Annotated in this window: 19 protein-coding genes; 12 read left to right on the forward strand and 7 right to left on the reverse strand. The window is 38.1% G+C overall.

Annotated features, from left to right (window positions below; genetic code table 11):
* Nucleotides 1-230: 230 nt before the first annotated feature.
* Nucleotides 231-950 carry a bacillithiol biosynthesis deacetylase BshB1 gene (bshB1, locus tag BFL47_RS02470; RefSeq protein WP_069658220.1) on the reverse strand — a complete coding sequence of 240 codons (720 nt, stop codon included), beginning with the start codon at nucleotides 948-950 and terminating at the stop codon, nucleotides 231-233.
* 126 nt (nucleotides 951-1076) lie between these two features.
* Entirely contained in the window at nucleotides 1077-1700 is a 624-nt protein-coding gene (locus tag BFL47_RS02475) for a DUF4294 domain-containing protein (protein ID WP_069658221.1), read from the reverse strand.
* Nucleotides 1701-1819: 119 nt separating this feature from the next.
* Between BFL47_RS02475 and BFL47_RS02480 the strand changes: the two genes are divergently transcribed.
* From BFL47_RS02480 to BFL47_RS02495, 4 genes are read left to right on the forward strand one after another with little or no spacing between them, the layout of a single operon-like run.
* The gene (locus BFL47_RS02480) at nucleotides 1820-4051 is read left to right on the forward strand and encodes a RelA/SpoT family protein (protein WP_069658222.1); all 2232 of its coding nucleotides are present in this window, start codon (nucleotides 1820-1822) and stop codon (nucleotides 4049-4051) included.
* A gap of 59 nt (nucleotides 4052-4110) precedes the next feature.
* Entirely contained in the window at nucleotides 4111-4584 is a 474-nt protein-coding gene (locus BFL47_RS02485; RefSeq protein ID WP_069658223.1) for a Fur family transcriptional regulator, read from the forward strand.
* Nucleotides 4585-4601: 17 nt separating this feature from the next.
* Nucleotides 4602-5876: an adenylosuccinate synthase gene (locus tag BFL47_RS02490; protein ID WP_069658224.1), complete on the forward strand. Its 1275-nt coding sequence runs from the start codon at nucleotides 4602-4604 to the stop codon at nucleotides 5874-5876.
* 14 nt (nucleotides 5877-5890) lie between these two features.
* Nucleotides 5891-7156 carry an anthranilate synthase component I family protein gene (locus BFL47_RS02495; protein WP_069658225.1) on the forward strand — a complete coding sequence of 422 codons (1266 nt, stop codon included), beginning with the start codon at nucleotides 5891-5893 and terminating at the stop codon, nucleotides 7154-7156.
* Nucleotides 7157-7162: 6 nt separating this feature from the next.
* On the opposite strand, the gene BFL47_RS02500 is transcribed toward BFL47_RS02495, so the two are convergent.
* The 3 genes from BFL47_RS02500 to nadC are packed head-to-tail and all read right to left on the reverse strand — an operon-like array spanning nucleotide 7163 to nucleotide 9541.
* Complete coding sequence (locus BFL47_RS02500) at nucleotides 7163-7948, reverse strand: M48 family metallopeptidase (RefSeq protein WP_069658226.1); 786 nt, start codon at nucleotides 7946-7948, stop codon at nucleotides 7163-7165.
* 33 nt (nucleotides 7949-7981) lie between these two features.
* The gene (plsY, locus tag BFL47_RS02505; protein ID WP_069658227.1) at nucleotides 7982-8632 is read right to left on the reverse strand and encodes a glycerol-3-phosphate 1-O-acyltransferase PlsY; all 651 of its coding nucleotides are present in this window, start codon (nucleotides 8630-8632) and stop codon (nucleotides 7982-7984) included.
* Between the two features lie 45 nt (nucleotides 8633-8677).
* Nucleotides 8678-9541, reverse strand: a complete 864-nt coding sequence (gene nadC, locus BFL47_RS02510; RefSeq protein ID WP_069658343.1) for a carboxylating nicotinate-nucleotide diphosphorylase — start codon at nucleotides 9539-9541, stop codon at nucleotides 8678-8680.
* A gap of 112 nt (nucleotides 9542-9653) precedes the next feature.
* Between nadC and gpmI the strand changes: the two genes are divergently transcribed.
* Together gpmI and BFL47_RS02520 are read left to right on the forward strand one after the other, a co-directional pair.
* On the forward strand, nucleotides 9654-11174 hold the full coding sequence (gpmI, locus tag BFL47_RS02515) for a 2,3-bisphosphoglycerate-independent phosphoglycerate mutase (protein ID WP_069658228.1): 1521 nt from the start codon (nucleotides 9654-9656) through the stop codon (nucleotides 11172-11174).
* A 145-nt stretch (nucleotides 11175-11319) separates the two neighbouring features.
* Entirely contained in the window at nucleotides 11320-11703 is a 384-nt protein-coding gene (locus tag BFL47_RS02520; RefSeq protein WP_170827250.1) for a hypothetical protein, read from the forward strand.
* A gap of 21 nt (nucleotides 11704-11724) precedes the next feature.
* Here the strand turns inward: BFL47_RS02520 and BFL47_RS02525 are convergent, their stop codons facing one another.
* On the reverse strand, nucleotides 11725-12366 hold the full coding sequence (locus BFL47_RS02525) for a tetratricopeptide repeat protein (protein ID WP_069658230.1): 642 nt from the start codon (nucleotides 12364-12366) through the stop codon (nucleotides 11725-11727).
* A gap of 380 nt (nucleotides 12367-12746) precedes the next feature.
* Here BFL47_RS02525 and lon point away from each other — a divergent pair, with 380 nt between their 5' ends.
* From lon to cmk, 3 genes are all read left to right on the forward strand, one after another.
* Complete coding sequence (gene lon / locus BFL47_RS02530; protein ID WP_069658231.1) at nucleotides 12747-15212, forward strand: endopeptidase La; 2466 nt, start codon at nucleotides 12747-12749, stop codon at nucleotides 15210-15212.
* 119 nt (nucleotides 15213-15331) lie between these two features.
* Nucleotides 15332-16288 (forward strand): lipid A deacylase LpxR family protein, encoded by a 957-nt coding sequence (locus BFL47_RS02535; protein WP_069658232.1) that lies wholly within the window; start codon nucleotides 15332-15334, stop codon nucleotides 16286-16288.
* 151 nt (nucleotides 16289-16439) lie between these two features.
* Entirely contained in the window at nucleotides 16440-17117 is a 678-nt protein-coding gene (cmk, locus tag BFL47_RS02540; RefSeq protein WP_069658233.1) for a (d)CMP kinase, read from the forward strand.
* Here cmk and BFL47_RS02545 read toward each other — a convergent pair.
* Nucleotides 17114-17320 (reverse strand): hypothetical protein, encoded by a 207-nt coding sequence (locus BFL47_RS02545; RefSeq protein WP_069658234.1) that lies wholly within the window; start codon nucleotides 17318-17320, stop codon nucleotides 17114-17116. The two genes, cmk and BFL47_RS02545, sit on opposite strands and share 4 nt — an antisense overlap.
* A gap of 169 nt (nucleotides 17321-17489) precedes the next feature.
* Between BFL47_RS02545 and rpsA the strand changes: the two genes are divergently transcribed.
* From rpsA to BFL47_RS02560, 3 genes are all read left to right on the forward strand, one after another.
* The gene (gene rpsA, locus BFL47_RS02550; protein ID WP_069658235.1) at nucleotides 17490-19604 is read left to right on the forward strand and encodes a 30S ribosomal protein S1; all 2115 of its coding nucleotides are present in this window, start codon (nucleotides 17490-17492) and stop codon (nucleotides 19602-19604) included.
* A 100-nt stretch (nucleotides 19605-19704) separates the two neighbouring features.
* On the forward strand, nucleotides 19705-20250 hold the full coding sequence (gene pyrR / locus BFL47_RS02555; protein WP_069658236.1) for a bifunctional pyr operon transcriptional regulator/uracil phosphoribosyltransferase PyrR: 546 nt from the start codon (nucleotides 19705-19707) through the stop codon (nucleotides 20248-20250).
* Between the two features lie 47 nt (nucleotides 20251-20297).
* Nucleotides 20298-21236, forward strand: coding sequence for an aspartate carbamoyltransferase catalytic subunit (locus tag BFL47_RS02560; protein ID WP_069658237.1), 939 nt, complete (start codon nucleotides 20298-20300; stop codon nucleotides 21234-21236).
* Nucleotides 21237-21271 lie beyond the last annotated feature (35 nt).

The raw sequence follows: 21271 nt of genomic DNA on the forward strand, positions 1-21271 counted from the left end.
GTGTATAGCTATATTAGGACGAGACATCATGTTTAAAACAAGTAGGACTAAGCTTCGTTGCTTCTCCCTTGCTTGTTCGCTGCTTGCGGCTTGCAGCTTCGCTAAAACAGGTGATTAGACGGAGCACAAAGCTACATAGTAGGTGCATGATAGGGATCATGTACGTCCTTACCTCCATCTGGGGATCTACTTGACTCCTACCTGTTATGAATCTGTTGGCAATTAAATCCCTATATTAGGTTAAACAAACTATCCACGCCTACTAATTTTGCTGAAGTAAATCCTTCAGCAAATGTGGCACCAATGCTTTTACCAAATTCCCGGGCCCTGCCTTCTATAGTCTTAGTGAATTCAGGGTTGGAAATATACGTTTGGTTTTCCTCATCATAATCCGGGGTATAAAATTGAGTTTTATATGCCAGCATAGATGCTATTTTCCTATCCCAGAAAGGGGTAACATCCAAAATAATATCGGGTTTCACATAAGTATCCTGAATAAAATTTAAATGAAGGCGAGGACGCCATGGTGATTGTGGTACACCGTTAAGCTCAGTTTTGATTTTTATTAATCCCGAAAGAAACACCGCATCATTAATTAATCCGGATGCCCTTTTATGATCGGGATGACGGTCCAGAATGGCATTGCCAATAAGGATTTCTGGTTCGTACTGTCTGATTTTTTGAATAATTTGCAAGAGGTGTTCTTCATCATTTTTAAAAAATGCATCCCGCATTCCCAGGTTCTCTCTTACATCAAGGCCTAAAATTTTTGCAGAATCTTTAGCTTCCTCATTGCGTGTTTCAGCAGTCCCCCTGCTTCCCAACTCCCCACGGGTAAGGTCAATGATCCCTACCTTTTTCCCTTCAGCTTTATATTTTAAAATGGTTCCGGCACAACTTAATTCTGCATCATCAGGATGCACGGCAATAACAAGAATATCTAATTTCATGAATATTTAATCTCTAGTCAGGCGAAAACACCGACGTATTTGGACAAAAGTAAACTTTGGAAAAGAAATACAGGATTTTTACTGGTCAAATAAAATAAACCTGACGAAGGTATGATAGGAATAAAATTAATTAAATAGGTAATTGCCGTAATAGCCATAGCGGACAATCACGTTTTCGATATCCCGATCCTCCTGAGGATCGTATTTTTGTTTTAGGTTATGACCAAAAACACGAGCTACCGATTGGTAACAAAAAGCGGTAAAGCCACCTTTTAATTCCTTTACCAGCTCATAACTACTATTTCCTGTTTCTCTATCGATCAATTTAATTAAAATTTCCCCTTGGGTAATAGTCATGTTCTTAATCTCTTTATTGAACATATCCTTAATTTCTTTTTCACAGACTTTAACGAGTTTTCTTTGCTCTCTTTTGTTGGTCGTTTGGGCTAATTGTTCATTCAGGCGACTGTAGCGGTTCCTTGCAAATTTGGCATAAGGGAGCACCTTCAAAACATTATAACGTAAACGGTTGAACATTGACCTGGCTTGGGGAGTAAGGAAGATCCTGGTATTATTTACATAGGCATCCATTAGTGGAATCCAAGGGATCATATTGCCATAATCATCACGGGTTACAGCAACTCTTATTGTATCATTAATCCCTTTCTCCTGAATAGTATCTTTTACCTGACTGTATGAAAAGCTGATCACTATCAAACTTAATACTATCAAAATAGATATTTTTTTCATATCTTAGTTAACACAAACATACACCTAATTTCGTATATACCTTTAATTACAACTAAACGGTAAAAGTAACCCTAAAGTTGCAATTAAATTTACTATTTCGAAATCCTGAGCAATTGAAGATGAATGAATTGGTGATTGATATAGATGCGGAGAAAACCGAAATTCTAAAGCGCTACCGAGCCCTATTAAGAGCTTGTAAGCCTACTATGCAAAAGGGCGACAAGAAATTAATACGGCAGGCATTCGATATGGCACTTGATAGCCATAAAGATATGAGGCGAAAATCTGGTGAACCTTATATATACCACCCTATTGCAGTAGCACAGATTGCTGCACAGGAAATTGGTCTTGGAACAACCTCTATTGTATGCGCACTTTTACACGATGTAGTGGAGGATACTGCTATTACCCTGGACGATATAGAACGCGAATTCGGGAAAAAAGTAGCAAAGATCATTGATGGCTTAACAAAGATATCAGGCGTATTCGACTATAATAGTTCGCTGCAGGCGGAAAATTTCCGCAAGATGCTGCTTACGCTGGCTGACGATGTGCGGGTTATTCTGATTAAACTGGCTGACCGCTTGCACAACATGCGCACGATGGATCATATGCCGCGTGACAAGCAGTTGAAAATATCCTCCGAAACGATTTACCTCTATGCGCCTCTGGCTCACAGACTAGGCCTTTACGCTATCAAATCGGAGTTGGAAGATCTTTCTATGAAATACACAGAAAGTGAAACCTATAAGTTCGTAGCAAGGAAGCTGAATGAGAAAAAAGCCGAACGGGAAGAGTATGTTAATGCTTTTGTAGGTCCGATAAAAGATATCCTGGCCGCACAGGGTTTACACGCCGAAGTATACGGAAGACCTAAGTCGATTCATTCGATATGGAATAAAATGCGAAAAAAGGGAATTCCTTTTGAGGAGGTATATGACCTATTCGCCATCCGGATCGTGCTGGAAAGTGAACCTGAAACAGAAAAAGCAGATGCATGGAAAGCGTATTCCATTGTTACGGATCTGTATATACCCAATCCGGACAGGCTCCGTGACTGGGTATCTTCTCCGAAAGCAAATGGGTATGAATCCTTGCATACTACCGTTATGGGCCCCAAGGGACAGTGGGTAGAAGTTCAGATCCGGTCACAGCGCATGAATGAGATAGCTGAAAAGGGATTTGCTGCACATTGGAAGTATAAGGAGTCTTCTTCAGATAGTGGACTGGACTTGTGGATTCAAAAAGTAAGGGAGTTATTGAAGAATCCAGATTCTAATGCGTTGGATTTTCTGGATGATTTCAAGATGAACCTCTTTTCAGATGAGATCTTTATTTTTACGCCAAAAGGTGCGCTCATGCAGTTACCACTGGATGCAACCGCATTGGATTTTGCATTTGAAATCCATTCAGATCTGGGTATTCGATGTATTGGCGCCAAGGTGAACCATAAACTGGTACCGTTGGCGCACAAGTTACAAAATGGCGACCAGGTGGAAATTATCACCTCAAGCAAACAGGTACCGAAGGAAGATTGGCTGAATATTGTTGTTACAGCAAAGGCTAAGGCTAAAATTAAATCAGCATTAAAAGAAGAGAAAAGACGGGTTGCCGAAGAAGGTAAAGAACTTTTGGAAAGAAAGTTAAAATCTTTAAAAATCACGTACAACACTGAAAATATACATAAGATCGCTTTTTATTTTAAGTTTAACAATACGCTTGACCTGTTTTATACCATTGCTAAAGGTGGGATAGACCTTAAAAACCTGAAAGAATTCCAGGCATCGGAAAAGGTTGTAGAAAACCGGACACCGGAGCGTATTGCGGCCTCTCAACTGGAAGGCATTATGAACAAGGTGAAGGCAAAAGATAGTGACACACTTCTAATCGGTGAAGATTTACAAAAATTCGATTACAAGCTTTCCACCTGTTGTAACCCTATCCCAGGAGATGATGTTTTCGGGTTCATTACCGTTAATGATGGGATTAAGATTCATCGCACGAACTGTCCAAATGCCACTAAACTGATGGCCAATTATGGTTACCGGGTAGTAAAAGCAAAATGGACTTCTCAAAAAGAATTAGCCTTTTTAACAGGCTTACGCATTACAGGTATTGATGAAGTAGGCTTAATCAATAAATTGACAACGGTTATTTCAAATGACTTTAAAGTCAACATGAGATCCATTACTGTGGACAGTAACGAAGGCATTTTTGAAGGATCCATCATGGTTTATGTAAACGACACCATTCATTTAGAGAATTTAATCCGCAAGTTAAAACAGGTGAAAGGAGTTACAGCAGTCACACGTTTTGATTCAGAACCACGTAACATTAACAAAGCTTCATAAAGAAATTTAAGATTTGTTATTTTTTTAGATAAATTTGAACGTTGAGTCTAACAAAAAATATGCCCTTACAAGAAACGATAGCAATGGTTAAAAAAATTTTCGAGGCTTACCTTGAAAATAAAAGTTTAAGGAAAACGCCTGAGCGTTTCGCCATTCTTGAAGAAATTTATTCCCGTAGTGACCACTTCGATGTGGAGTCCCTTTACATCCATATGAAGAACAAGAAATACAGGGTAAGCCGTGCAACGGTTTATAATACGCTGGAATTGCTTGTTTCATGTGATCTTGTAACCAAACATCAGTTTGGAAAGAACATGGCTCAGTTCGAAAAGTCGTATGGCTACAAGCAACACGACCATATCATCTGTATTGATTGTGGAAAAGTTGTGGAGTTCTGTGACCCACGCATTGGACAGATCCAAAGCATGATGGGCGATTTGCTGAAGTTCGAAATAAAACACCATTCACTTAACCTTTACGGCAATTGTGAAAAGCTGAAAGAAGGTTTCTGTGACTCATATACTAAAAATTAACAATACTACAATCATTCATGGCAGTTGATGTACTTTTAGGCCTCCAATGGGGCGATGAAGGCAAGGGAAAAATCGTTGATGTCCTTAGTCAAAATTATGATCTGATCGCAAGATTTCAAGGCGGACCAAATGCAGGCCATACCCTGGAGTTTGATAATCAGAAATATGTTTTAAATACTATTCCATCAGGAATCTTCAATGCTAAAACCATGAACCTCATTGGTAATGGAGTAGTTATTGATCCCATTATTTTGAAACGTGAGCTTGATAATTTAAAAACAAGCGGATTTGATCCTGTTGCAGCGAAAAAATTGGTCATTGCCCGTAAGGCACATCTAATTCTTCCTACCCATCAGCTTTTGGATGCTGCATCCGAAAGTAAGATGGGTGACGAAAAGATCGGATCAACGCTGAAAGGTATCGGTCCAACGTATATGGATAAAACGGGACGTAATGGTCTTCGTGTGGGTGATATTGAGTTAGCCGATTTCAAAGAGAAGTATGATAAACTGGTTAACAAGCATAAGTCTATCCTCTCCCATTACGGTGAAATTCCTGATTTTTCGGAAAAAGAAAAGACTTTCTTTGCAGCGATAGAATTCCTTAAAACCATTGAACTGGTAGATAGTGAACATTTTGTAAACCAATATTTGCGCGAAGGAAAGACTATTCTTGCTGAAGGTGCTCAGGGAGCTATGCTGGATGTGGACTTCGGTTCTTATCCATTTGTTACTTCATCAAACACGACAACTGCAGGAGCTTGTACCGGTCTGGGTATTGCACCTCAAAAGATCGGTTCTGTAATTGGTATTTTCAAAGCCTATTGCACACGTGTGGGTAGCGGCCCCTTCCCTACTGAATTATTTGATGAGACAGGCGAGAAACTTCGTCAGATCGGACATGAATTTGGTGCTACTACCGGAAGGCCAAGAAGATGCGGATGGATTGATCTTCCTGCATTGAAATATGCGGTGATGCTGAATGGAGTTACTGAATTGGTGATGACGAAAGCAGATGTATTAAGCGGTTTCGACAAAATATACGCCTGTACACATTACAATCATGGTGGCGAAAAGATTGATTACATGCCTTATGATATCTGCAGTGTGAAAGCTATTCCTGTTCTGGAAGAAATTGAAGGATGGAATGAAGATCTGACCGGTATTAAAACTGTGGAGGAAATTCCTGAGAAATTATACGCTTATGTACGGTATATTGAAGAACATATCGGCGTACCAGTAAGATATCTTTCTGTAGGCCCCGATCGGGTTCAAACATTGATCTTAAACTAAAGACGATTCCGGCTATGCAACCGTATGATTGTATTATAGCTGATATTTCAAAATTTAAGCGTCAAGCTTTACAATGGGCCGCATCATTCGATGTGGCCTGTTTTTTAGATTCCAACCAGTATTCAAATCCCTATTCAAGTTATACCACTGTGATTGCAGCTGGCGTTTCGAAAGAAATATGCTCAAATTCAGGTAATGCTTTAGGAGAACTTTCTAATTTTCTGAATAACAATAAGTTATTTATACCAGGTTTTTTTTCTTATGACCTAAAGAACGAGATAGAACAGCTGCATTCGAATAATCAGGATGGTTTGGAATTTCTGGATCTTTATTTTTTTGTTCCAAGACATTTATTGCTTATCAAAGGCAACGAGGTCAGGATCATTACAGACAAGCCTAATTTACTCGAAGAAATCAATGCTCAGGTTCTACCAGATCAAGAAGTTCATTTCGATGGCACTATTCATTCGACCTTAACGAAAGAAGCCTATATTGACAAAGTCAATCAAATTAAAGAACACATAAAAAAGGGAGATATTTATGAAATGACCTTTTGCCAGCAGTTCTTTTCTGTATGTAAATCCTTTAATCCTCTGGCAGCTTACCTACAGCTTAATTCCATATCCCCAGCACCATTTTCAACTTTCTTTAAAATCAGGGATAAATATATCATCTCCTCTTCACCCGAACGCTTTTTAAAAAAAGAAGGATTGATGGTTATATCCCAACCTATAAAAGGTACGGCAGCACGAAGTGCTGATCTTATTGAAGATAATCGGCTTAAAGAGGATTTAAGAAGCAATTTAAAGGAACAGGCCGAGAATATTATGATCGTTGACCTGGTCAGGAATGACCTGACAAGGACAGCTGTTCCGGGTTCTGTTGAAGTAAAGGAATTGTGTGGAATCTATTCATTTGAACAGGTCCATCAAATGATATCTACGATTACTGCCCGGGTTTCGGCTACGACAAAGAATATAGATATTATTAAGAATGCCTTTCCAATGGGATCGATGACCGGTGCTCCTAAAATAAAAGCAATGGAGCTTATCGAATTGTATGAAGAAACAAAGAGGGGAATTTATTCAGGGTCGGTAGGCTATTTTGATTCAAACGGAAACTTCGATTTCAATGTAATTATCAGAAGTCTTATTTATAATAAAAGTAAAAAATATTTGTCCTTTCAAGTAGGAAGTGCAATAACCTTTGCTTCAGATCCAGAACTGGAATATCAGGAATGTATGCTGAAAGCAAAGGCTATGTTAAAAGTTTTAAGCTAATAAGATCTATTTATTATAATATTTCATTGCTTCAGGTAAGCGCTTTTGAATAGCAGCTATACGCGTTGCATCGCTAGGGTGAGTGCTTAAAAATTCGGGTGACGCACCGTTACTCTGCTTTGCAGTTGCCATTCTTTGCCAGAAAAATACTGCTTCACTTGGGTTATATCCGGCCATAGCCATAAATGTTAGTCCCAAGCGGTCGGCTTCAGACTCCTGACTTCTTCCATACTTCAACAAAGCCAGCTGTCCGCCTAATCCATATAGTTGCGCAATACTTTGAGATCCAGTTGCAGATCCGATTACCCCACCGATAGCCTGAGCACCAAGAGTCTGAGAGTACCTTTCTTCAGCATGTTTGGCTATAGCATGAGCAATTTCATGCCCCATAACAGTAGCTAAACCGGCCTCTGTACGGGTTACAGGCAGTATTCCAGTATAAACGGCTACCTTACCACCAGGCATACACCAGGCATTGATATCCGCACTTTTTACCAGATTAAATTCCCAGGTAAAATTATATTGGTTGGCATAGCCATTTGTTTTTAAATAACGATCTATAGCACTTGCAATGCGGAGACCAACTTTTTTAACCAGTTGCGCATCGGCACCGGAGCTGACAACGACATTTTTAGGATCCTTTAGAAAAACCCGGTAAGCTTGAACTGATTGTGTTTGTATTTCCTGAGAATTGGCTAAATTTAATTGTCTTCTTCCTGTTAGAGGAACAGTTGAACATGCCGCCAAAAAGGCTATTAATAAACAGGTACATGTAGTCTTTAAGTATGTCATTTCTTTTTTGTGTATATTGAAGCAACAAAAAAACTATACAGCTGTTTTCTTCTTGAACATATTTATCTTGGATTCCTTGCCTTTAAGCAGCCTTTCGATATTTTTTTGATGCGTAATCAGGATGAGCACACAAATACACATCCCATACAAAACCACCGCTCTTAAGGGAGAATGAAACACAAATATAATGCTCAGCGGAAAGGCAAAACCCGCCAGTATAGAGCTTAAGGATACATACTTGGAGACCATGAGTACCAGAATAAATACTCCTACGCAGAATAAAGCTGCATCAAAATGAACGGCTAGCACCATTCCAAATAAGGTTGCAATACCTTTGCCTCCACGAAAGCCTGCAAAGACGGGAAATAAATGTCCCATAACAGCAGTAATGCCTAAGGCAAGCTGATAATTCACAAATTGAATGGAATCCTGGGGACCTGTAATGGACAATCCTATGAAGTATGCGAGATTAGTAGCGGTATATCCTTTGAGGATATCTAAAGTCATAACGGTAATACCAGCTTTTGTACCTAAAACGCGTAACGTATTTGTCGCACCGGCATTCCCGCTTCCGTATTCGCGAACATCAATTCCATAGAAAGCCTGTCCTATCCAGACGGCACTAGGAATCGATCCAAAAAGGTAAGCAACCAACACAGCTGTAATAGAAAATATGGATATCATTAAGTATGCAATTATACTAAAAAAGCATTGTTTATGTACTTTATGTTAATTTATGTCCTGATTTATAGCTTTAAGACTCATATCCAGACTCTTTACGGAATGAGTAAGTGCACCCATTGAGATATAATCTACTCCACATTGCGCATACTCCAACACATTTTCTTCCGATATTCCGCCGGATGCTTCAGTAGGGAACCTCCCACTGATTAAATTCACTGCAGATTTTAAATTTACAAAACTAAAGTTATCAAGAAGAATGCGATCTGCACCCCCAGCTTCAATAACTTCTTCCAGTTCAGAAATCGTACGAACTTCAATTTCTATCTCAAGTGTCAATTTCTTATCCGTTATATATGCTTTTGCTGCCAGTAAGGCGTTTTTAATCCCCCCCGCATAATCCACGTGATTGTCTTTAATCAGGATCATATCATATAGACCAATGCGGTGATTTACCCCACCACCAATAACTACAGCTTGCTTTTCAAGAAATCTTAAGTTTGGAGTAGTCTTCCTGGTATCCAGGACACGGCTATTAGTATCCTTAAGTTTAGCAACTATACGGGCGGTAGTCGATGCTATTCCACTCATTCTTTGCATGGTATTCAGAACCAATCTTTCAGCGATGAGGATAGAGGAGATGTTTCCTTCCACGGTAAGGGCAATATCGCCATACTCCACTTTTGCCCCATCATGAAGAAGCACATGAACGAGAAGATCAGCATCCACTTGTTTAAAAATAGCAAGAGCTACATCCACTCCCGCAAGTACACCTTTATCCTTAATGATCAATTTAGCTGCCCCTTTCTTATTAGCCGGAATCGTGGATAAAGAAGTATGATCGCCGGAACCAAGGTCTTCGGCAAGTGCATTTGCAATAAATTGAGTAAGTAACTCTTTGTAGTCTTTCATATACATTGCTAAAATAACAATAACATTAAATTAAACAATTAGTAACATCGAAAATTTATAAAAATGACCTTTGTCACTTTGGATACTAATAATACAAGTCTATATTTGTTGTGTGGAAAATAAAAAAGTAGCACTTATAATTCTTGATGGCTGGGGCTACGGCAAAGCCGACGCATCCAACGCTATACTGGCAGCAAACACTCCTTTCTTTGATCACCTCATAGCAACATATCCTAACTCCAAGCTTGAAGCTTCCGGAGTTGCAGTAGGTCTTCCTGCAGGGCAAATGGGAAATTCTGAAGTAGGACACATGAATCTGGGAGCAGGCCGTGTGGTATACCAGGAATTGGGAAGAATACACAAAGCAGTGGATGATGGTGAATTACTGGAACATCCTATTCTTCAGTATGCCTTTAAATATGCTATCGCTGAAAACAAAAATGTACATTTTATCGGTCTGGTATCCGATGGAGGTGTTCATTCTCATATTAAACATATTAAAGGTCTGTTTGATGCAGCAAAAGCGGCAGCAGTACCGAATGTATTTCTTCATGCATTTATGGATGGCCGCGATACGGATCCGAATGCAGGAAAAGCTTACATCAAGGATTTACTTGATTATAGTAAAGACTCCACTATTCAAATAGCTTCTTTAATAGGACGTTATTATGCAATGGACCGCGATAATCGTTGGGAAAGAGTTAAACAGGCATATGACTTATTAGTAAACGCTATCGGAACACCTTCCAATGACCTGGTTGCATCACTTGAAAACTCGTATAGTGAAGGTATTACAGATGAGTTTATTAAACCGGTAGTTAAGGTTGACGATAACGGAAATCCCATTACCCATATTCAAACTGGTGATGTGGTAATCTGCTTTAACTTTAGAACAGACCGCGGACGCGAAATTACTACTGCCTTAACTCAAAAAGCATTTCCTGATTATCAGATGGCGCCGCTTGATTTAAGATATATCACCATGACTACCTATGATGAAACATTCAAAGGTGTGGAAGTACTTTTCAAAAAGGATGACCTGATTGATACGCTTGGTGAAGTACTGGAACGTTTTAATAAAACTCAGGTTCGGATAGCGGAAACTGAAAAATACCCTCATGTAACATTTTTCTTCTCCGGTGGAAAAGAAAAACCATTTGACGGAGAAAAAAGACTGTTAGTGCCATCACCTAAAGTGGCTACATATGACTTGCAACCAGAAATGAGCGCCAGAGGAATCAGAGATGCAATCTGCGAAGAGATTCCAGAAAACAAACCTGACTTCATCTGTTTAAATTTTGCAAATGCGGATATGGTAGGACATACAGGTGTATTTTCAGCAGTTGTTAAAGCTGTTGAAACAGCAGACGAATGTCTGAAAGATGTAGTGGCTTGTGGTCTGGAAAATGGCTATTCATTTATTATCATTGCTGATCACGGAAATGCAGATTACATGATCAATGCTGATGGATCAGTAAATACTGCTCATACAACTAATCTTGTTCCCTGTATCTTAATAGATAAGGATTACAATCATGTTAAGGATGGAAAACTTGGAGATATTGCTCCTACAGTTCTAACTATACTAAATGTACCTATTCCTGAGAAAATGACTGGTAATGTGCTTGTATAAAACACACACTTTACGTTTTTTAATTCTTCTGTGTGCGATTAGTTCGTGTACAGAAGATAAAAAAACCCCTGATACCAAAAATAAGTATTTTGATATCAGGGGTTTTTTCAATAAAGAGATTTTGCGATTAAGTGCAGCCAACCCCATGGTACAGAAAACGGTTATTCACAATGGGGTAAGAGAAGAAAAACAAGTAAAAATTTCAAATTGGAAAAATGAACTGGATGTATTTTCAAAATCTGACCTCAATAAACCTTCCTGGAGGGATAGCTATAACATCAAAATAAATGATGATGGACTTGTTTATACTGCCTTGGATAGTTCTTTGAAAATTAAAACGATCCGGATTAATAAGTCTGGAGATCAGATAACTTCGATCGATATAGAGAGCCAGGTTAGTAACGAAATATATAATTCAACTGAACTATTAAATTATTATCCGGATTCCTTGTATAAGATCAAAAGAACGCAGCAAGTAAAATTGATAGGAACAAACATCTATCAGATAAATGGAAAAATTAAACCCTGATGTGCACCAGGGTTTAATATATTATCTACTTAAGTTTGCCATGTAAACTTTGGCTTTCTTCATTTCCTCTGTAATGTCCTTCCTACCAGGAGTGGCATCAAGCACTTTCTGCAAATCTTCGATACAAGATTTGAAAGAGTTTTCAGCTACTTCCTTGTTATAAAATTTACGAATTTTCTGTCCCTTAAGGATTCCATAATCACGGTAAGCCATTGCACGGTTCTGGTACAAGACCTGATCTGCTGAATTTAATTCGATGGCCTTAGTGTAATCATTTATGGAAGCTAAAAGGAGCTTTTCTCGCTCTGTAACAGACAAAGGAGAATTCATTTGAGTTCCAAGTACATTTCGGGCTTTACCACGGTAGTAATAAGCGGAAACATTACTAGGTTTTAGTGCGATTACCTGTCCAAAGGTGCTAATTGATTTCTGATAGCTTCCTGAATGATAATAAGAATATCCTAACATGTACAACACATCAGGGTTTGATCCTTCAGTTGGTATTGCTTTTTCCAGATGAGTAACCGCCTCTTTAAAGTCGCCATCCATGAGGGCCTTCTGCCCTAACTTTACATTGCTATTTTTAATTTCCTGATTCTGCTGTGCATAAGTGATTCCACTAGATAAAAACACAAAAGATAATATTGATGCAATTAATTTCATTTTTAAATACTTAAGTTCTACTCGTCTTATAACGATTGAGGTGTAATATTATTTCTAATTTTTGAATTTACAAAATGAGAAGCTTTTCGAATATACACATCATATATTACACTCATTAATAACTTTAAGCTAAATTTGTTTTTAAGAAGATAAATTTGAAGTGAAAAGCTTTAATTGGTATGAGGCAAAATTGCTGTGAAAGCCTGACTTTATTGCAGTATCAAAATTAATATGTGAATAAGTTCTTCATTAATCCTCTCATATTTGCTTTTCCTATCGATTTATTGCTTTTGGCATACGCCTTGCAGCAGTATAATTATTATTAATAAAAAATATTTCACTCTAATTCACTGTCAGAATGACGTTAAGAAAGGATTTAAATGAATAACCTCCTTGATTTTAATCACTCGTTACCCCTTATAAATGAAGATACAGAATTCTTTCCTTTAATGTCTCAAGAAGACGAAGAAGAAATGAATAATGAACAAACGCCTGATATACTGCCTATTCTACCTTTAAGGAATACTGTTTTATTTCCAGGTGTTGTTATTCCTATAACGGTAGGACGAGATAAATCTATTAAACTTATAAAGGATGCCTATAAAGGAAACCGTACTATTGGGGTAGTTTCTCAAAAGGATGTAGCAGTAGAAGATCCAACATTTGAACAACTAAATGAGGTTGGTACAGTGGCACTTATCATAAAGATGCTTCAAATGCCTGATGGCAGTACCACTGTAATCATACAGGGAAAACAACGATTCCGCCTAAATGAAGAGGTTCAGAAAGATCCGTATATTAAGGCTACCGTTAAAAAATTTGAAGAAATCCGTCCCAAGACTGACAAACAGTTCAAGGCTATGGTCGGATCAATCAAAGATATGGCTATGCAAATTATACATCTTTCGCCCAATTTACCCAGTGAGGCAGGCATTGCTATAAAAAATATCGAAAGCCCTTCTTTTCTGATCAACTTCATCTCTTCTAATATGAATGCAGATGTTGCTGTAAAACAAAGTATGCTTGAGGTAGCGAATCTGCATGAAAGAGCCATTTTAGTGCTTGAACAGCTTACTATTGATCTGCAAATGCTTGAACTGAAAAATCAAATTCAGTCTAAAGTTCGTGTAGACCTGGATAAGCAACAGCGCGATTACTTTCTGAACCAACAGTTAAAAACCATACAAGAGGAACTTGGTGGTAATACACCTGACCTGGAACTGGAAAACCTACGTTTGAGAGCCTCAAAGAAGAAATGGTCGAAGGAAATTAACGGATTCTTTTCGAAAGAGCTGGATAAGCTTGGAAGGATGAATCCTGCTGCGGCTGATTATTCAGTACAGGTTAATTATCTTGAGCTTGTGCTTGATCTTCCATGGAATGATTTCACTAAAGATAATTTCGATCTTAAAAGAGCGGAACGCATTCTGGATAAAGACCACTATGGTCTGGAAAAAGTAAAGCGTAGAATTATTGAGTATCTGGCTGTTTTAAAATTGAAACAGAATATGAAAGCTCCTATTCTATGCCTTGCAGGCCCTCCAGGGGTAGGAAAAACCTCACTTGGGAAATCTATTGCCCGCGCATTGGGGAGAAAATACGTGAGAATAGCTTTAGGTGGCATACGTGATGAAGCAGAAATAAGGGGACACCGAAAAACTTACATCGGTGCAATGCCAGGACGAATTATTCAGTCACTTAAGAAAGCAGGAACATCAAATCCAGTATTTGTATTAGATGAAATCGATAAAGTTGCAAATGATTCTCATGGAGACCCTTCTTCTGCTTTGCTAGAAGTATTGGATCCGGAACAGAACAGCGCTTTTTATGATCACTATGTGGAGCTGGATTATGATTTATCAAATGTTATGTTCATTGCTACGGCCAACTCTTTAAGCTCCATACAGCCTGCTTTGCTTGACAGGATGGAAGTAATTGAAGTAAATGGATACACTATTGAAGAGAAAATTGAAATTGCTAAGCAGCATTTACTCGCTAAGCAACTTGAACAGCATGGTTTGTCTAAGAAACATATTATACTAAAACCTGCAATAATTGAAAAAATAATTGAAGAGTATACACGGGAATCCGGAGTACGTGGTTTAGAGAAAAAGATAGGATCTGTTGTGAGGGGTATTGCCACAAAAATTGCCATGGAGGAAGAATATACTCCTGCAGTTAATAAAACAGATATTGAAACGATTCTTGGGCCTCCTATTTTTGACAAGGACATGTATGAAGGCAATGATGTAGCGGGAGTGGTAACAGGTTTAGCCTGGACCCAGGTTGGCGGTGACATCCTTTTTATAGAGGCTAGCCTCAGTCCAGGTAAAGGCAAGTTATCAATGACTGGTAATTTAGGTGATGTAATGAAAGAGTCGGCTACATTGGCTATGGCCTATCTACGTGCACATGCTAAGAAGTTCAATATAAATCATCAGTTATTTGACCTATGGGACGTTCATGTTCATGTTCCTGCCGGAGCCACACCAAAGGACGGTCCATCAGCAGGTATTACCATGTTAACAGCACTTACTTCTGCATTTACACAACGTAAAGTAAAATCTGATCTGGCTATGACAGGCGAAATTACACTTAGAGGAAAGGTATTACCCGTTGGCGGAATAAAGGAAAAGATTCTTGCTGCTAAACGGGCAAACATCAAACAAATCATTCTTTCCAAGTCTAATGAAAAGGATATTCTGGAAATAAAAGAAAGTTATATCAAGGATCTTAAGTTCCATTATGTTACTGAAATGAAACAGGTAATAGATCTTGCTCTTTCAGAGGACAAGGTGAAGGATCCAATAGATCTGACAATTAAAGCGAAGGAAACTTTTCTTTAGTTGAGGGGCAGATTAAGTAAAAAAGAGGGAATTTCGATTGAAATCCCTCTTTTTTTGTGCTCATATTTTAATTTGTACAGCATAAATTTATTCACATATTTGTTTTTTCAGGACAGCAAATGATTAAGATCAACTTCATTCTTTTACTACTTTTTTTTTGTTCTATTTCTCTATTCGCTCAAACCAGCAATTATAAAAACATGATTGGGTTTAAAAGCGAGAACGACGCTTATTTAGGTTCGGGTTCTGACCGCTATTATACAAACGGGCTTTTTTTAAACTTTCGTCATGCTTTAAATCAAAAAAACACAACGGGTAGAGTCGAAAAAATAATAGGAGAAGCTGAAATTGGGCAATACATTTACAATGCGCAATCCGGTTCTGTACCAGATATTAAATATGTGGACCGGCCTTTTGCAGGTTATCTTTATGGTGCAGCAAAAGTAAGCTGGTACTTAAAAGATGAGCAAATAATAAGTGCCGGTTTGAATATTGGAACCATAGGACCTAATTCATTAGCCAAAGATGCACAGGAATTGCTTCATCGCGTGGTGGGATTTTATGAAATCAATGGCTGGCAATATCAGGTAAAGAATGAGATAGGCGTTAATGCATTATTTGAATATAAAAGGATGTTGATTCGCCCTTCAGAAAATGCAGATTTTAGTTTGGCCACACAAGCTATTGCAGGTAATACCAATACGAGGGCCAGTGTAGGTGTACTATTCAGGGCTGGAAGTATAAATAAACTAACTCAATCGGCAAGCACAAATAGCCGTATTTCGAACACTGATGGGGCAGCACTTCCAAAGAAGGAGTTTTTCTTTTACACCCAACCTGCTCTAAATATAATTGTTTATGATGCAACGATTCAGGGTGGCTTGTTTAGAGATGATAAAGGAGCTGTAACCTATAGTCCAAATCGTTTGGTTTATGCACAAGAAGTTGGCGTGATGTATGCACAAAACAGGTGGACAGCGAGCTTTTCTGCTATATTTAAAACGAAAGAGCTGAAGTCGCAAGTTCGCTCTCAACAATATGGATCAGCTAGTTTGTCTTATAGCTTTGGCCATTAAAACATTCATCAGACAAACTCTGGAATTTCAGATACAGAGATTAACAAATTGGCTATTAGTTACTAAAGGTTTCTCTTAGCAATTTCATTTATCAGACCTCTATTAATGAATATTTATTTAATGATATATCATTAAATAATAACTTTGCGGTATGACTGAGAATATTGTAATTGCTATTGATGGATATTCGTCTTGTGGAAAAAGTACTCTGGCAAAAGCCCTGGCAAAAAAGCTTCACTACATATATATTGATACAGGCGCCATGTACAGGGCGGTAACGTTATACTTAAAACGGAATAATATTGATTTAGCTGACGAAAGTCAAATCAAGGAATCACTTAAAAATATTCATTTAAATTTTCATTCACGCGATTATCAAACACATATCATCTTAAATGATGAGGAAGTGTCAGATGAAATACGAAAAATGGAAGTTTCACAGCTGGTAAGTGAAGTGAGTACGATAAAAGCTGTTAGAAAAGAGCTTGTGAAGCAACAACAAAGGATGGGCAAATCGAAAAATATCGTGATGGATGGACGGGATATTGGTACCATCGTCTTTCCGCATGCCCCGATCAAGATTTTCATGACAGCCGATCCGAAAATAAGGGCTGAGCGTCGTTATAAAGAATTGATGGAAAAAGGGGAAGATATAACGCTGGAAGAGGTATTTGAAAACATTGCTCACCGTGACTTCATTGACACAACAAGGCTTGAGAGTCCGCTTACCCGCGCTCACGATGCTATAATATTAGACAATACGGACCTAAATGAGGAAGAGCAACTTCAGTTTGTACTAAATAGAGTTGAGCAACACATTACTAATTAGTCAGGCACCTTATCATCAGGAGTTTCCTTGTCTTCCTCGTTAGTTTGTTGCTCATCTGCAGGCTGTTCCCAACTTAAACGATGCTCTTTATTTGAAGACTTAAAAGAATCATCATTATGTTTCTCAGTTGATTTGGCTTCAGAGTTATCGACTGAAGGTTTATTTTCTTTTATTTTATTTTCGGGCTTATCATTGATTTCCATTGTGTCAGATATTTGATGTAAAAATTCAACAGTAAGCTGCTTGCATTGTTTGCTATTTAATTACGAGAATGAAGTATCTAAAAATCAGTAAAATAAAATTTATTATTAAATATCAATTTTATACCTTTGCGATTCCGATTAAATCGGGAAAAAGGAGATAAATTAATTAATGGCCAAAAAACAAGAAGCAGAAAAGGAGCTAGAAGCTACAACAGCAGAACTCCATGATGAAGAAACCAACACGGTTAAAGAAAGCATTGAATCAGAGGCTGATTCTTTGTCAATTGAAGACATTAAGTCTAAAACACTAATTACGCCAACCGGCGATTTCGACTGGGATGCAGATGAAAAAGGTTTTGGTAACTACAGCGACGAAGAACGCACCAGACTGGAAGACATGTATGCCGGAACATTTAATTCGATCAGCAAGGGTGAGATCATCGCAGGTATTGTTGTATCAATTAACAACAAAGACGTTGTATTAAACATTGGATTTAAATCTGATGGAATGGTATCCTTATCAGAATTCCGCGATACACCGGATTTGAAGGTAGGTGATTCAGTTGACGTATTTGTAGAATCACAGGAAGATGCTAATGGTCAATTGGTTCTTTCACGTAAACGTGCTAAGACTCAGAGATCATGGGAGCTTATCAATGAAGCTTTGGAAAATGACACAATCATTAACGGTTACGTTAAGAGTCGTACTAAAGGTGGTCTTATTGTGGATATCATGGGAGTTGAAGCATTCCTTCCAGGATCACAGATTGATATTAAACCAATCCGTGATTACGATATTTACGTGGGCAAAACAATGGAATTCAAGGTGGTTAAAATCAATCATGAGTTTAAAAACGTGGTTGTTTCACATAAGGTTCTTATTGAGGATGATCTTGAGAATCAAAAAACAGAGATTGTTGCTAAACTAGAAAAAGGACAGGTTCTTGAAGGAACTGTTAAAAACATCACTGATTTCGGTGTGTTTATTGATCTAGGTGGAGTTGACGGTTTATTGCACATTACAGATATTTCCTGGGGTCGTATCGAGCATCCAAAAGAAGTATTAGCGCTTGATCAGAAGATCAATGTGGTTGTACTTGATTTTGATGATGAGAAGAAACGTATCGCATTAGGTTTAAAACAACTTACTCCTCATCCTTGGGCATCTTTGGATACTACCATTGAAATTGGTTCAAGAGTTAAGGGTAAAATTGTTACTGTTGCTGATTACGGTGCTTTCCTTGAAATCACTCCAGGTGTAGAAGGATTAATCCACGTATCAGAAATGTCATGGTCTCAAAACCTACGTAATCCTCAGGAATTCCTGAAGGTAGGTGATGAAGTTGAAGCGCAGGTATTAACATTGGATCGCGATGAGCGTAAAATGAGCCTGGGTATCAAACAATTGACACCAGACCCTTGGCAGAATATCGCTGCCAGATATCCTATCGGAAGCAAACATACTGCTATAGTTAAGAACATGACTAACTTCGGTGTATTTGTTGAAATTGAAGAAGGTATCGACGGTTTAATTCACATCTCTGACCTTTCATGGTCTAAAAAGATCAACCATCCAAATGAGTTTACTAAGGTAAGCGAAGTTTTAAATGTTGTTGTTTTGGAATTAGATGAGGATAACCGTAAATTAAGCCTTGGTCATAAGCAATTAGAAGAAAATCCTTGGGATACTTTTGAAACTATTTTTACTGTGGATTCTATACATGAAGGTACTGTTTTAAAGGTAACTGAAAAGGGAGCTATCGTTGCTTTACCTTATGGTGTTGAAGGATTCTCTCCAAGCAAACATTCGATCAAAGAAGATGGAAAAGCGCTTAAGGCTGAGGAAACTGCTGAATTCAAAATTATTGAATTCAGTAAGGATTCTAAACGTATCGTAGTTTCTCATTCACGTATTTGGGAAGATGCACGTTCTGATGCAAGATCTGCTGAGGTTACTCAAAAGAAAAATGATCAGAAAGCAACTGTCAATGCAGTGAAGAAGGTGAAAGATTCAGTTGAAAAATCTACATTAGGTGATCTTAGTGTATTAGCTCAATTGAAACAACAGATGGAAGGTGCTGAAAGTCAGGCCCGCAAATCAAAGACTGCTGCTGAACCAGCTGCGGTTGCTGAGCCTGTTGTTGCTCCAGCTGAGGTTGCTGCTGTTGAACCAGCTGCAGATGAAACTGAAGCTCTTACTGAAGCAGAAGTTCCTGCTCCTGTTGAGCCTGCTGCAACTGTTGAACCTGCTGCAGATGATGAAACCAAGGAAGAAGCTAAATAAATTCTTTCTTTATTAAGAAAAAGCCCTGTCGTAATTTAATACGGCAGGGCTTTTTTTATTAAAATGATTTATTTTTTTATAATTTTGCCCAAACCATAAAATGCAAAACTTAACTCTGCTTGACGGTCAAAAATTTCAGATTACTATAATGAGGCTGTGTCATCAGCTGATTGAGAATCATGATGATTTTTCTAATTCAGTGATTCTGGGCATCCAACCCAGAGGAATATATCTGGCCAACAGAATAGCTTACGAACTACAGCAAATTTTACCTGATGCTAAAATCTTGAATGGAAACCTGGATATTACCTTTTTCAGGGATGATTTTAGACGAAGGGAAAGTCAATTGCTTCCGAATACCACGAAGATTGACTTTATTATTGAGGGGAAAAAAGTAATTTTGGTAGATGATGTATTATGGACAGGCCGTACTATTCGATCTGCAATGGATGCAATGCTTGCTTTTGGTCGTCCACAGAAAGTGGAGTTATTAGTTTTAGTAGACAGGCGATTTTCCAGACACCTTCCTATTGAACCTGACTATATTGGGATCCAGGTAGATTCGATCAACTCACAAAAAGTACTTGTATCCTGGAAAGAAACAGATCAGGAAGATAAGGTGATTCTATTGTCAGAAAAAGATTAAATAATTTATTTTATACATTAATTTCAGTTTACAAACGCTACATATTCATGGCAGACTACAGCAAGGGCCTAAGTACAAAACATCTTTTAGGAATTAAAGATCTGAATGAAAGAGATATTCAATTGATTTTTGAAACTGCCGATACTTTTAAAGATGTTTTAAACCGGCCTATTAAAAAAGTTCCATCCCTCCGCGATGTAACTATAGCCAATGTTTTCTTTGAAAATTCAACGAGAACCAGATTGTCTTTTGAACTGGCACAGAAAAGGCTATCGGCAGATACCATCAATTTCACTGCCTCCTCTTCTTCTGTGAGTAAGGGTGAAACCTTAATTGATACGGTCAATAATATTTTGGCTATGAAAGTGGATATGATTGTCATTCGTCATCCCTATCCTGGAGCTGGGATCTTTTTAAGTAAAAAGGTAAACGCCCAGATTATTAATGCTGGAGACGGGGCACATGAACATCCTACTCAAGCATTATTGGATGCTTTTTCAATCAGGGAGAAATTCGGTGATGTCGCAGGAAAAAAAATCGCTATAGTCGGCGACATTTTACATTCCAGGGTTGCTTTATCTAATATATTGTGCTTACAGAAATTAGGTGCGGAAGTGATGGTATGCGGACCAACTACCCTGATTCCTAAATATATTGGCAGTTTGGGTGTTAAAGTAGAGTTCGATTTATTGAAAGCTTTGAACTGGTGTGATGTAGCAAACATGCTTCGCATTCAATTGGAAAGACAAGATATTAAGTATTTCCCTTCGCTTAGGGAATATACGATGATGTATGGTTTGAACAAGCAAATTCTTGATTCTTTAGATAAAGAGATTCTTATTATGCATCCTGGTCCAATTAACCGTGGTGTGGAAATAACGAGTGACGTAGCGGATAGTAAACAATCTATTATTCTGGATCAGGTAGAAAATGGGGTTGCAATAAGGATGGCAGTGTTATATTTATTGGCGGGTCAAAAACCTTAGAATGAATTAGTTAATTAAATTTTAATAATTTTGAG

The sequence above is a fragment of the Arcticibacter eurypsychrophilus genome (assembly GCF_001730525.1).
Taxonomy (GTDB): Bacteria; Bacteroidota; Bacteroidia; order Sphingobacteriales; family Sphingobacteriaceae; genus Arcticibacter; species Arcticibacter eurypsychrophilus.